The organism is Microcoleus sp. MOSTC5 (assembly GCF_036701825.1).
Taxonomy (GTDB): Bacteria; Cyanobacteriota; Cyanobacteriia; order Cyanobacteriales; family Microcoleaceae; genus Microcoleus; species Microcoleus asticus.
The window spans coordinates 77,406-89,457 of record NZ_JAUBRK010000031.1; the positions used below are offsets into that span (position 1 = coordinate 77,406).

General features: G+C 45.7%; 15 protein-coding genes. 7 read left to right on the top strand and 8 right to left on the bottom strand.

What is annotated here, in order from left to right:
• Positions 1-207: 207 nt before the first annotated feature.
• From QUA54_RS18315 to groES, 8 genes are all read right to left on the bottom strand, one after another.
• A complete protein-coding gene (locus tag QUA54_RS18315) occupies positions 208-636 on the bottom strand; it encodes a hypothetical protein (RefSeq protein WP_333415732.1) in 429 nt (142 codons plus the stop codon).
• Positions 633-1,295, bottom strand: coding sequence for a glutathione S-transferase family protein (locus tag QUA54_RS18320; RefSeq protein ID WP_333415733.1), 663 nt, complete (start codon positions 1,293-1,295; stop codon positions 633-635). The genes QUA54_RS18315 and QUA54_RS18320 overlap by 4 nt, the downstream gene beginning before the upstream one ends.
• Positions 1,296-1,350: 55 nt before the next feature.
• Positions 1,351-1,851 carry a hypothetical protein gene (locus QUA54_RS18325; protein ID WP_333415734.1) on the bottom strand — a complete coding sequence of 167 codons (501 nt, stop codon included), beginning with the start codon at positions 1,849-1,851 and terminating at the stop codon, positions 1,351-1,353.
• Positions 1,805-2,299, bottom strand: coding sequence for a hypothetical protein (locus QUA54_RS18330; RefSeq protein ID WP_333415735.1), 495 nt, complete (start codon positions 2,297-2,299; stop codon positions 1,805-1,807). Before QUA54_RS18330 ends, QUA54_RS18325 begins: the two co-directional genes overlap by 47 nt.
• A gap of 87 nt (positions 2,300-2,386) precedes the next feature.
• Positions 2,387-2,761: a hypothetical protein gene (locus tag QUA54_RS18335; protein WP_333415736.1), complete on the bottom strand. Its 375-nt coding sequence runs from the start codon at positions 2,759-2,761 to the stop codon at positions 2,387-2,389.
• Between the two features lie 167 nt (positions 2,762-2,928).
• Positions 2,929-3,294 (bottom strand): Tse2 family ADP-ribosyltransferase toxin, encoded by a 366-nt coding sequence (locus QUA54_RS18340; RefSeq protein WP_333415737.1) that lies wholly within the window; start codon positions 3,292-3,294, stop codon positions 2,929-2,931.
• Positions 3,295-3,563: 269 nt separating this feature from the next.
• Positions 3,564-5,207: a chaperonin GroEL gene (gene groL / locus QUA54_RS18345; protein WP_172184675.1), complete on the bottom strand. Its 1,644-nt coding sequence runs from the start codon at positions 5,205-5,207 to the stop codon at positions 3,564-3,566.
• Between the two features lie 138 nt (positions 5,208-5,345).
• Positions 5,346-5,657 (bottom strand): co-chaperone GroES, encoded by a 312-nt coding sequence (gene groES, locus QUA54_RS18350; RefSeq protein ID WP_006633072.1) that lies wholly within the window; start codon positions 5,655-5,657, stop codon positions 5,346-5,348.
• A gap of 263 nt (positions 5,658-5,920) precedes the next feature.
• On the opposite strand from groES, the gene QUA54_RS18355 reads away from it, so the two are divergent.
• The 7 genes from QUA54_RS18355 (at position 5,921) to QUA54_RS18385 (ending at position 11,994) form a co-directional block, all read left to right on the top strand.
• Complete coding sequence (locus tag QUA54_RS18355; protein ID WP_172184677.1) at positions 5,921-6,346, top strand: (2Fe-2S) ferredoxin domain-containing protein; 426 nt, start codon at positions 5,921-5,923, stop codon at positions 6,344-6,346.
• Between the two features lie 720 nt (positions 6,347-7,066).
• A complete protein-coding gene (locus QUA54_RS18360; RefSeq protein WP_172184679.1) occupies positions 7,067-7,717 on the top strand; it encodes a response regulator transcription factor in 651 nt (216 codons plus the stop codon).
• A gap of 331 nt (positions 7,718-8,048) precedes the next feature.
• On the top strand, positions 8,049-8,570 hold the full coding sequence (locus QUA54_RS18365; protein ID WP_006633075.1) for a LabA-like NYN domain-containing protein: 522 nt from the start codon (positions 8,049-8,051) through the stop codon (positions 8,568-8,570).
• 341 nt (positions 8,571-8,911) lie between these two features.
• Positions 8,912-10,552, top strand: a complete 1,641-nt coding sequence (locus tag QUA54_RS18370; protein ID WP_333415738.1) for a 2-isopropylmalate synthase — start codon at positions 8,912-8,914, stop codon at positions 10,550-10,552.
• A gap of 143 nt (positions 10,553-10,695) precedes the next feature.
• On the top strand, positions 10,696-11,496 hold the full coding sequence (locus QUA54_RS18375) for a class I SAM-dependent methyltransferase (protein ID WP_333415739.1): 801 nt from the start codon (positions 10,696-10,698) through the stop codon (positions 11,494-11,496).
• Positions 11,497-11,542: 46 nt separating this feature from the next.
• On the top strand, positions 11,543-11,839 hold the full coding sequence (locus QUA54_RS18380; protein ID WP_333415740.1) for an antitoxin family protein: 297 nt from the start codon (positions 11,543-11,545) through the stop codon (positions 11,837-11,839).
• On the top strand, positions 11,833-11,994 hold the full coding sequence (locus tag QUA54_RS18385) for a hypothetical protein (RefSeq protein ID WP_333415741.1): 162 nt from the start codon (positions 11,833-11,835) through the stop codon (positions 11,992-11,994). The genes QUA54_RS18380 and QUA54_RS18385 overlap by 7 nt, the downstream gene beginning before the upstream one ends.
• Positions 11,995-12,052: the final 58 nt, after the last annotated feature.

Consider the following 12,052-nt stretch of genomic DNA (forward strand, 5'->3'; position numbering starts at 1 on the left):
AATAGTTTTAAGATTGTCGCGCAGCAAGCGAACAAAGCCCAGCCCAGACTGCTTCCTGGACTTACATGAATAACTTATTTCTGCCAGGAAGCAGCGGTAGCGAATCTTTCTAGGCCTATGTTTTTCGTCGGTTGCATCAAGTCCTAACTTGGTTCCTCGCAACGCACGCGGAATGAACGAATTTAAGCAAAAAGCCGATCGACTTTTCTACCTACAGAGGCCGCTTGCCCAATCTTGGTGTCCGCGATTTGGTTGACACTTCGATTGTCTGCCAATCCAGACAATTTCCCACTTATTTTGCCTGAGTCTGAGTTCGAGGCGGTGCCGCATTCCAGCAACAGAATCGTCAGCTAAACCGACGACGGTTTGGACAATTACGGCTGTTTCTCGCGTGGGATATTCAACCGAAATTTGGTCGCTTTTTCTGCCTTCAGATTCTCGGTCACTGCTAAAGAGTTTTGCTGCGATATCTTTGGGGTTGGAGACGGTAATTTTGCGATCGGCAAGGAACTGTTTAGCGTTAATTGCTTCGTAGTTCGATCGGGCGGCGGGCTGCCCCATTGCTGCGATGGGAAGTTGGATGCAGGCGAAAATAGCAAGGAAAAAGAGCGATCGCTTCACAAGTGATTTGTTCATGAGACTTGAGTTTGTGCGAGAAATTTTTGTCTCCGAGCTACGAAAGTCACCAAATCTGCTTCGGTGGATTGAGTTTGCTGCCAGGAGGGGCGGGCAAGCAGGCGATCGCACCAAGCTTGAATTTTAGGATAGCCGTCTAGGGACACACCAACCCAGGGCAGCAAAGGTATGACGGTGCCGGCAACGCACTCGGCAAACGTCACATTGTTGCTACCGAAAAAAGGGCGATCGTCCAACAAACCTTCAAAGAATTTCAACACAGTATCGACTTTTTCCTTAGCCTTTTCGATTACCTGTGGTTCAGGAATTCCCCATCCCATTATTTCACTGCTGAGGGGGTCAAGTCCCGGCAGAAGTTCGTTAACCGTGACCAATTCTACCATCTTCACAACTGCCAAATCTTTCGGCTCTTTCGGCAGCATTGCCGGTTCGGGATACTTCGTTTCTAGATAGTCAAGAATTGCTAGAGACTCGACCACAGTGAAGTCATCATCGACCAAAACAGGGATGCGGTGAAAAGGATTCATTGCCACAAATTCAGGCTGCAAGTGATCGCCGTCCAAGTGGATTTCTACCAATTCAAAGTCGAGGTTTTTTTCTAAGAGGGCGATCCAGACGCGGCGGGAGTTGGGGGAAATGGGAGCGTGGTAAAGTTTCATAATTGGTGTTTCTGGTTATTCAAAGGTAATAAAAGCCACATTTTGATTATGCACCTTAACTGTCATTTGATTTATTCTCTCCAACTTTGTCCTCTCCAGTGTCACCGTCTCCACTGTCGTCTAAATTTTTACTTTCATCTGAAGCTTCATAATTATCCATAATTTCCAGTAATAAACGCTTTAGATTCTGCTCCGGTGGGCGTTTTTCAAATTCTGCGTGCGTGTAAATCCACAGCAACACAACTTCTTGTTTTGTAATATCTAACAAATATATAAGTCGCCCCTGTTCAGTGGATCCGCGAAGCTGAGGCATTTTAAACTCCAACTTCCACAGTTCCCATCCATCACGGCTACTGCCTTTTGGCCAAGGTTCTAAATGTCCCAACGGTGGACGGGGACGGGGGTCAACGCTCAAAATTCTGAGGAATTTTTGGAGTAATTCGACAAATTTTACTAATCCTGCCTGATTCTTACGATAGCGATCGCGGATTAGTTTTTGCTGAGTTTTATCAAAGTTCTTCGAGAGCTTGATATGAAATTGCTCTGATCCGTTCACAGGCCTCCTCCGCCGTCATCGCCTCGCTAGTTTCCAACCCGGCAAAAGTTTCCTCCAGGGCTTCGGATAGTGCTTTTTCATAAGCAATATCTTCCCGTTCAATCGCACTCAAAATTGCATTAAGAAGACGTTGAAATGCTCCAGCGTAAGCTATAAAAGCGTCTTGCTCACCTTTGATTGCAATTGAAAATAAAGAAAAAGCCAAATAAAAACGCCCTAACAATTCAATCAAAACTCCCTTAATTCCTTGAGGGGGTTCAATTAAGGCATAGGCAAAAATTTTGAGTAATTCTCGCGTGTCAGCGGGAATCTGCTCCCAACGAGCCTCAACTATCACAGCTAAATTGTTTGCTTTTTGAGCCAGTTCCCAAAAACGTGAGGCGCTGGACGTGCGTGGCTGAAATATCTGCCGAATTTCGCTGGGGCTAATTGTGATGGTGGCTGACATTTGCCTGACCTCTGCTCACTTTACGATTACTCAGTCATCCTCAGTATATCATCTAAACAAACTTCTGAAAATCCTGTCATTGACTGATTATTGGCTTATTGTGACTTCCTGACGCACAGACGATGTAATCGCCTCTACTAGAAATAATCGCTCACTAAGTGACAACTTCTGGGTTAATTCAACTAATTCTTGAAACGATATTTTTTTGGATGTTTCTGAAAATTTATCATTCTGAGCTGCCGAAGAAACCTCACCATAACTTAAAGTTTTGACTGAAGTATTCTGCTCTAAAGTTGTCGTCATGTCTGCGTGGAGAAGCTCTAAAAATTTAATATCGTTCCCTAGATCGGCAGCCTCATCCTCATCTACATCTTCAATTACTTGCAAACGTTCTTGATAGGCATTGATTTGATGTTCAATGGCTTCTATAATAAACCTTAAATCTTTAAATGATAAATTCATGATACTTGCCTTCGTAAGAATAAATACTCATTTGCCGACTTGAGTTTAAAATACCCAAAAGATTGTTTTTTTCTATGCAGGTAGTTTGATATAAAAAAGTAATAAAATATACTATTAATTATAGTAGTAGGTTGGGTTTGTCTAGTAACACCCAACCTTCTATTAACTTATTCTATTTTACAGAAAAATGTGCCTATGAGGTAAAGTGCCTCTTTGTATTTTTCTAGAGTCATCGGTCTACTTGGCTTGAATAACCAATGACCAGCACGGTCATTCACTAATTCCAATTCTGGTGGAATGTCAGTGCCGAATTCTAATTTATACCAATTTTTTCCTGAGCCGGGACTCTCAAAGGTTGATATTCCTTCTGACCGAGACATTCCTCCTGACAACCTTCCTTCTTCTAAAGTAAGCATAACCCATAATTCATCTTGCTGTTCATAAACAGTAATATCTTTATTGGGTCTGACATTATCCATTCTAGGCGAACTAGCATTCCCCTGTCGATACAGTGCAACGGGTGTTGTATTCATAATTAAGTCCTCATAGGAGAATAAAGCCGTAAAAACCAAAAAAGCCGAGGCAGTGATGCCCCGGCTTAGGTTACAGTATTTTATTTAATTTTTGGTTTGGTTCGATCTTAAAACTTCTGTTTGAAGATGTCAAGAGTTTCCTGGGTTCTCAATATGTGGAATTATTGAGGAGCGGAATGATGAGAAACTATCACGTTCCGTTCTGTAACAATTATCAATATAACAGGGCGGGCCCTAAAGCCCGCCCCATCAAACGATCGACTATCGACTTAGTAATCGAAGTCGCCGCCGCCCATGCCGCCGCCAGCGCCAGCAGCAGCAGCGCCATCCTTCGGTTCAGGCTTGTCAACGACGATGCACTCAGTTGTCAGCACCATACCAGCAATAGATGCGGCATTTTGCAGAGCAGAACGAGTCACCTTCGCGGGGTCAACGATACCAGCTTCAAACATATCGACAAACTCATTTGTCGCTGCGTTGAAACCGACGTTGAACGGCTTTTCTTTGACGCGCTCAGCAATCACAGCGCCGTTCAAACCAGCATTTTCAGCAATCCGCTTCAGAGGAGCAGCCAGAGCCCGTGCCACAATCAAAGCACCGGTCAATTCTTCGCCCTTCAGGCTGCTGTTAGCCCACTCTTCCAATTGAGGAGTCAGGTGAGCCAAAGTTGTACCGCCGCCAGGAACAATTCCTTCTTCTACAGCAGCTTTGGTAGCGTTGATCGCATCTTCAAGACGCAGTTTGCGATCCTTCATTTCTGTTTCCGTAGCCGCGCCGACTTTGATCACTGCGACGCCGCCAGCCAATTTGGCCAAACGTTCTTGCAGCTTCTCTTTGTCGTAGGAAGACTCGGTTTCGTCCATTTGACGGCGAATTTGTTCGCAGCGGGACTTGACGGCGACTTCGTTACCTTCGGCAACAATTGTGGTGCTGTCTTTGGTGATGGTGATGCGGCGGGCTTTGCCGATCATGTCGAGCTTGGTATTTTCCAGTTTCAAACCGGCGTCTTCGGTGATTAGTTGACCGCCGGTCAATACGGCGATATCTTCTAACATGGCTTTGCGTCGATCGCCAAAACCGGGTGCTTTCACAGCAGTCACGTTCAACACACCGCGCAGTTTGTTGACAACGAGGGTAGCTAAAGCTTCTTTCTCAATGTCTTCTGCAATGATCAACAGCGGGCGGCCGGAACGAGCTACTTGTTCGAGCACGGGTACTAAATCTTGTACCAGAGCGATTTTCTTGTCTGTCAGCAAGATGAACGGTTCTTCGAGAATCGCTTCCATCCGTTCGGTGTCGGTGACGAAGTAGGGAGAAATGTAGCCTTTGTCAAAGCGCATCCCTTCGGTGATTTCCAATTCGGTGGTCATAGACTTCCCTTCTTCCAGGGAAATCACGCCTTCTTTGCCCACCTTGTCCATTGCGTTAGCAATCATTTGACCGACTTCATCGTCGTTACCAGCAGAGATGGAGCCGACTTGAGCGATGGCTTTGGAATCTTCTACTTGTTTGGCGTGTTCGGCAATTTTTTCTACCAAAAACGTGGTTGCTTTGTCAACACCGCGCTTGAGGGCGATCGCATTTGCACCGGCTGCTACGTTCCGCAGGCCTTCTTTGACCATTGCGTGGGCGAGCACGGTAGCAGTGGTCGTACCGTCGCCTGCTGCGTCGTTGGTTTTGGAAGCAGCTTGACGAATTAGAGCAACGCCTGTATTTTCTACGTGGTCTTCTAGTTCGATTTCTTTGGCGATGGTAACGCCGTCATTGACGATTTGAGGAGCTCCGAATTTCTTTTCGAGAACCACGTTACGGCCTTTGGGGCCGAGGGTTACAGCCACTGCTTCGGCCAAAATGTCCATACCGCGTTCGAGGGCGCGACGTGCATTTTCGTTGTAGATGATACGCTTAGCCATAGTTTTTGGGGATGAGAAGGTTTGAGATTTTGGATTGGGGATGATGGATTTTAGTCATTTGTCCCGTGTCATTAGTTGTTTGGCGGCGTTCGCTTTAAACTAATGACTGATGACTAAGGACTGATGACTAATGATTAATTAGTTAACGATCGCCAGAATGTCTTTTTCTGCAAGCAAGACGTATTCGTCAGTGCCGAGTTTGATGTCGGTGCCGGCGTATTTCGAGTAGAGAACTTTGTCGCCGACTTTTACTTCCATTTCAGTGCGGCTGCCGTCGTCGTTGCGCTTGCCGGGGCCCACGGCCGCGACTTCGCCTACTTGGGGCTTTTCTTTCGCTGTGTCGGGCAGAAGGATGCCGCCGGCGGTTTTTTCTTCGCTAGCGCTTACTTTCACGAACACGCGCTCGCCTAACGGTTTAACGGTAGAAACACTCAGTGATACTGCTGCCATAAATAAATCTCCAGATTACAGATCCTAGTCAGTCAGCCGTCAGGGTCGCTATAAAAGCAACTGCCGACTGCTTACAACTGACATATTAGCACTCTCGACTCCTGAGTGCTAATTTAGCTCTAGAAAGGGGCGATCGCAACTTAGTTGTCAGTACGGGTTCCCGAACCGAGAATGAGTGGGAGCCTAGGAGAGGGGTAGGGGAGAGTGGGGGCTGCGGTGATGACTTTTGCTCGCTAACCAATTACTGTTGACGAATGAATAAAATGCTTGAACCTAACGAGGAATATTGCAGCCAAGGCTTGAGCGCTTGCGTCCAAAGCCTTGGCCTCGCTAAAATCGAGCGGCATATTTTTATCTGTGCCGACCAAACCGTGCCCAAGTGCTGCGATCGGCAAACCAGTCTGGAGGCGTGGAATTACTTAAAAAAACGCTTGCAAGAATTGGGGTTGGACAAGCCAAGTGCCGATCGACCAACCTGCGTCTTTCGCACGAAAGCCAATTGCCTGCGAGTGTGCGCGTCTGGCCCGATCGTGGTAGTCTATCCAGACGGAGTGTGGTATCGCGACGTTACTCCCCCCGTCATTGAGAGAATTATTCAGGAACATCTTCTAAACTCAAAGGTCGTTCAAGAATACGCTTTCTTGACTCATCCTTTGCCTGTGCCTCCTGAGGCAGAGCCAAACATTTAAGTATAGCGCTGTTAAAGTACAAAGTTATACTGAAATGTTAAGTTTTAGGTTAAAGGTGAGAATTTTAGACCGTTGGGCTCCCAGGCGATCGCACCTGCTACAGAGCAAAAAAACTGTAGTTAGGCTGTCTTGGTAGTCGGGCTTGGCTTGTCGTTAGTGTTGCTCAAAAGGTACGCCCAAAAAAAACGATCGGAGAAAGTGTGAAATTTTGTGCAAAAGTTTCTCAGTGGCCGACACTAAGCAATTTGCCAAACTACACTAGAAACAGTTAAATACGTAAGTAGGGAGTCTGCTTAAATTTCTCTATATCAGAAGTATCATTTAAAACTGGGGCATCAACCAATTAAACCGATCGAGATTAAATATTTAACTTGGGCTCTCCCAGAGAGTCTCCAATCAATCAAGACCGATAGTGACAACGGGCGATATTCGTCCATTACACATCTCCAATAACTCTGGTGGGGCAGGCAGGATGCCTGCCATTGACAGGCTTTTGTGAAGATGTACCTTATAGGTTTTGGCTCCGTTCCTAGTCGCAAGACATTCACAAACGGGCGTCGATCGCTGGTTGGGAAGCGGTAACACCTGCCCCGCTTTCCCCTGAGGGCGATCGTTTCACCCGACGGCAGTCCTCCACCCTCAGCCGGGGTGTTGGCGGAGTGACGGAAAAAACACGAGTGAAAAAAAGGAAGCAAGCGGGATACTTTAGCGGGAATAAACATGACAAAAGACAATAATTCAGGAGATCAAAAACGGCTGATGCTGGTTGACGACGACCCGAACTTAATCTTGCTAGTCAAGGATTACTTGGAGTTTCGGGGTTACAACGTCATTACAGCAGAAAACGGCAGAGACGCTCTAGAAAAGCTCGAACAAGAAGTCCCCGATTTGATCATATGCGATGTGATGATGCCGGAAATGGACGGGTACACTTTAGTCAAATACATCAGAGAAGACCCGCGCACGAGCTGGATTCCGGTTCTTTTCTTGTCCGCCAAAGGTCAAAGTTCAGACCGAGTAAAAGGCTTGAGCACTGGGGCTGACGTTTATATAGTCAAGCCTTTTGAACCAGAAGAACTGGTAGCCCAAGTAGAATCTTCTCTGAAAGCAGCCTCCCGCTTGATTCGTCACTCAAATCCAGGTATTGAGAGCGGCCCAAAAATTAAGGCGCGCCGCAATGTCGAATTGACTCCCACTGAGTTAAAGGTGGTACAGTTGCTAGCGCAGGGTATGGCAAACCGACAGATCGCAGACGTGATGAATGTCAGCCAGCGGACTATAGAGAGCCACGTCAGCAATATGCTGGGCAAAACAGGTCTGCACAACCGGACAGAGTTAGCTCGCTGGGCCCTTGAAAGCAAAAAGGCTTGAGTGAGGTACTCTGCTATCAAATCAGGGAGCAAAAGCGAGTGCTATGCGCTTCGGTATGCCTGCTGGGCGGTAGGGCGGTAGGGCGGTAGTGTGAAGCCCCATTAACCTGGACAGGGCAGCCGGTATTGAGTTACTAGGCGTCTGGTTTGTGAGGGCTGCTCGATCGAATCCAAGCAGGGTTAAAAGAGCCCTCTGGCGGTAGAGCCTAAAATATGAAATACTGGGGGGATGGAGTTTTCTGAAGTCTAATCTATTGCCTCAGTTAGCTCCATGTTGCTAAAATGTGATATTTAGATTAACTTCTTTCTACAATTATTAGGTCTAAGTTTCTATGACAAACTTAATGAACCGCCTTTCTATTTTTGTGGACGGGAACAATATGTTCTACGCTCAACAAAAGAACGGTTGGTTTTTTGATCCTCGCAGGGTGCTCGAATATTTCAAAACTTCGCAGCCGAATGTCATCTTGATCAATGCTTTCTGGTATACGGGTCTGAAAGACCCGCAAGATCAAAGGGGATTTCGAGATGCCTTGATCAGTCTGGGTTACACGGTTCGCACTAAGATTCTTAAGGAATATTACGATGATGCTTCGGGCAGATATTCTCAAAAGGCTAATTTAGACATTGAGATTGTTGTTGATATGTTTAATACGGTAGATCAGTACGACCAAGTTGTGCTGTTTAGCGGGGATGGGGATTTTGAGCGGGCGATCGAGTTGTTGCGATCTAAAAATACTCATATTACTGTGGTATCAACCGAAGGAATGATTGCTAGAGAGTTACGAAATGCTACAGATAGGTATATAGACCTAAATGAAATTAGGGAACATATCGAGAAAATGGATTATTAGTCAGTAGTCATTAGTCAGTAGTTATTAGTCATTAGTCAGTAGTTATTAGTCATTAGTCATTACTCATTAGTCAGCAGTCATTAGTCAGTAGTTATGGGTTATGGGTTATTAATTATTCGTTATTGGCGCGAGACAGGGGACTGGTGACCCGCCCAAAAACGCATACTTGCTTTCCGATAGGAGCCGCCAGTAGCCCAAAATTTTAGACTAAGGTTCAAGTTCCCAGATTCATCTGTGGAGTAAATCTAAAATCTAAAATCTAAAATCTAAAATCGACTGACTGGGGCTAAAAACCCAGAAAAACGGACAAGTAAAAATCAGGAAAACACTTTTTTAGAGCTATGAAAACTCAACCAAGTCAAGACCGGATTATTATTTTCGATACGACTTTGCGGGACGGAGAACAATCTCCGGGTGCATCTCTGAATGTCGATGAAAAGCTGACGATCGCTCGCCAGTTAGCGAGATTGGGCGTGGATGTGATTGAAGCGGGTTTCCCTTTCACCAGCACGGGAGATTTTGAGGCAGTCCAAAAAATAGCCCGATCGGTTGGCACGGAAAATGGGCCGACAATTTGCGGTTTAGCACGGGCGAGAAAGCCGGATATTAAAAGAGCAGCAGAGGCTCTGAAACCAGCCGCCAATTCGCGAATTCATACGTTTCTGGCTACGTCTGATATTCACTTGGAGCATAAGTTGAAAAAGACGCGGGCTGAGATTCTGGAAATTGTGCCGGAAATGGTGGCTTACGCTAAGTCTTTTGTGGATGATGTGGAGTTTTCCCCGGAAGATGCTTGCCGATCGGAACCGGAGTTTTTGTATCAGGTTCTAGAACGGGCGATCGCAGCGGGTGCGACTACTGTTAATATTCCCGATACTGTCGGTTACACGACTCCGAGCGAGTTTGGGGCTTTGATTCGGGGAATTAAGGAAAATGTGCCGAATATCGATCGCGCAATTATTTCAGTGCACGGTCACAATGACTTAGGATTGGCTGTTGCTAACTTTTTGGAAGCCGTAAAAAATGGTGCCAGACAGTTAGAATGCACGATTAACGGGATTGGCGAACGGGCGGGAAATGCAGCTCTGGAAGAGTTGGTAATGGCGCTTTACGTGCGGCGCCAATATTATAATCCGTTCTTGGGTCGGCCTGCGGATTCTGAGGAACCGCTGACAAATATTGACTCGCGCCAAATTTACAAAACTTCCCGCTTGGTTTCCAATTTGACGGGGATGTTGGTGCAGCCAAATAAGGCGATTGTCGGGGCAAATGCTTTCGCTCACGAGTCGGGAATTCACCAAGACGGGGTGCTGAAAAATAAGCTGACATACGAGATTATGGATGCTGAGTCGATCGGCTTAACTGAAAATCAAATAGTCTTGGGCAAATTATCCGGCCGCCACGCATTTCACACTCGCTTGAAAGAGTTGGGTTTTGAAATGGCAGACGATGAGCTAAATAAGGCTTTTGTCAAGTTTAAAGATTTGGCAGACAAGAAAAAAGAGATTACTGATTGGGATTTAGAGGCGATCGCCAATAACGAAGTGCACCAAGCACCGGAACTGTTCCGGTTAGAATTGGTGCAAGTTTCTTGCGGCGACAAATCTCGCCCGACAGCAACCGTAACCGTGCGGACTCCGGCGGGCGAAGAATTGACCGATGCCGCGATCGGCACCGGGCCTGTGGATGCGATTTACAGGGCAATTAACCGCGTGGTAAACGTACCCAACGAGTTGATCGAGTTTTCTGTACAGTCGGTAACAGCGGGAATTGATGCGATCGGGGAAGTAACAATTCGCTTGCGCCACGAAGGCAAAGTATTTTCCGGTCACTCAGCAAATACCGACATTATCGTAGCTTCCGCAGAAGCATACATCAGCGCTTTAAATCGCCTGTATCAGGCATTGCAGTCTAATCCTGAAAAATCCTCAGAACAGCCAACTCAGATCGCAAATCAAGTTGTTGCAAAAGCACAGCGCTGATAAATTTATTGTCAGCCATTTTTCTTGAAACAAACCGCAGACGAACGCACATAACAGCAGATATATCTCAATAAATCTGCGTTAATCCGCGTTCATCTGCGGTTTAAAATTAATTTATTTTACCAATAACAAACTCTTGAAAAATGCAAGACGAAACTTTAAAAAAAGAGCGGCAATTCCACGATGCTTGGGCATCCACAATCGATATAGACGGCATTCGAGTCAATGATTACTTTGAAGCTTGTACCGCCCCAGAAAATAGATTTATTGTCCAGCAAATGGGCGATATTACAGGCAAACGCCTCTTAGATTTAGGCTGCGGCGCGGGAGAAAATAGCGTTTATTTTGCTAAAAAAGGTGCAAACTGTGTGGCGGCCGACTATTCTCAGGGCATGGTAGAAGTTGCCCTGAAATTGGCTGAGAAAAACGGCGTCAAAATAGACGGCTGCACGGTTAATGCAATGGCGATGGATTTCCCGGACAATAGTTTTGATATTGTTTATGCTTCTAATTTGTTGCACCATTTACCGGAACCAGAAAAGGCAATTCGCGAAATGCACCGCGTCCTAAAGCCTGGGGGAAAAGCTTGTTTTTGGGACCCGATGAAGCACAATCCGGTGATAAATGTTTACCGCAGGATGGCGACTGAGGTGCGGACGGAGGATGAAAGTCCTTTGGATATTAATATTGTGAATTTTGTCAAGTCTTTGTTTTCTGAGACTGCTTATGATACGTTTTGGCTGACATCGCTTTGGGTTTTTTTGCGCTTTTATTTGATAGAAAAAGTGCATCCAAATGAGGAGCGTTATTGGAAAAAGATTATCATTGAACAAGATAGATTGAAACCGGAATACTCTCGGTTAGAAGAGTTGGATGGATTTTTGAAAAAGTTGCCTTTGATGAAGCGGTTGGCTTGGAATTTGGCTGTGGTGGCAACGAAGTAATTAAAAGAAGTACAATAAGTCAAAGCATTTAATTAAGAGGCTAATTATGCCAGAAACTATTACTGCTATCTACGAAAATGGGGTTTTTCGTCCATTAAGTTCTGTGTCTTTCAAAGATGGAGAAACTGTGCAGATTCAACTCTGGCCAGATGATCCAAAAAAGCAGACAGAATTGGCAATCCAGTTTTTAGTTGACCGAGGATTGGTGACTCCACTACCTAACGATCTCCATAACGTCGAGGCTGTCACTGATGAAGATGTGTATGAATTGGCTAAAAGGTTAGGGGCAAAACCGGGCAAGCCTCTGTCAGAAATTATTATCGAGGATCGCGGCCGGTGGTAAACATTTATTTTTTGGATAGCAGCGCCCTCATCAAAAGATATGTGGTTGAAATTGGCAGCCCTTGGATAAAAACGCTCACGGATTCCCAGACTGGTAACTCGCTGCTTCTAGTCAGCATCACCTGGGTGGAAGTTCTGGTAGTGCTAAACAAGTAATGATGCATTATAATGATGGATGAAATACCAGATTGCACCGATATGGTTGTCTAATGAC

Bases quoted from the DNA above. Each gene is read 5' to 3' on its own strand.
- QUA54_RS18315 (WP_333415732.1), bottom strand. From the start codon at position 636: ATGAACAAATCACTTGTGAAGCGATCGCTCTTTTTCCTTGCTATTTTC.
- QUA54_RS18320 (WP_333415733.1), bottom strand. From the start codon at position 1,295: ATGAAACTTTACCACGCTCCCATTTCCCCCAACTCCCGCCGCGTCTGG.
- QUA54_RS18330 (WP_333415735.1), bottom strand. From the start codon at position 2,299: ATGTCAGCCACCATCACAATTAGCCCCAGCGAAATTCGGCAGATATTT.
- QUA54_RS18335 (WP_333415736.1), bottom strand. From the start codon at position 2,761: ATGAATTTATCATTTAAAGATTTAAGGTTTATTATAGAAGCCATTGAA.
- QUA54_RS18340 (WP_333415737.1), bottom strand. From the start codon at position 3,294: ATGAATACAACACCCGTTGCACTGTATCGACAGGGGAATGCTAGTTCG.
- groL (WP_172184675.1), bottom strand. From the start codon at position 5,207: ATGGCTAAGCGTATCATCTACAACGAAAATGCACGTCGCGCCCTCGAA.
- groES (WP_006633072.1), bottom strand. From the start codon at position 5,657: ATGGCAGCAGTATCACTGAGTGTTTCTACCGTTAAACCGTTAGGCGAG.
- QUA54_RS18355 (WP_172184677.1), top strand. From the start codon at position 5,921: ATGCTTGAACCTAACGAGGAATATTGCAGCCAAGGCTTGAGCGCTTGC.
- QUA54_RS18360 (WP_172184679.1), top strand. From the start codon at position 7,067: ATGACAAAAGACAATAATTCAGGAGATCAAAAACGGCTGATGCTGGTT.
- QUA54_RS18365 (WP_006633075.1), top strand. From the start codon at position 8,049: ATGACAAACTTAATGAACCGCCTTTCTATTTTTGTGGACGGGAACAAT.
- QUA54_RS18370 (WP_333415738.1), top strand. From the start codon at position 8,912: ATGAAAACTCAACCAAGTCAAGACCGGATTATTATTTTCGATACGACT.
- QUA54_RS18375 (WP_333415739.1), top strand. From the start codon at position 10,696: ATGCAAGACGAAACTTTAAAAAAAGAGCGGCAATTCCACGATGCTTGG.
- QUA54_RS18380 (WP_333415740.1), top strand. From the start codon at position 11,543: ATGCCAGAAACTATTACTGCTATCTACGAAAATGGGGTTTTTCGTCCA.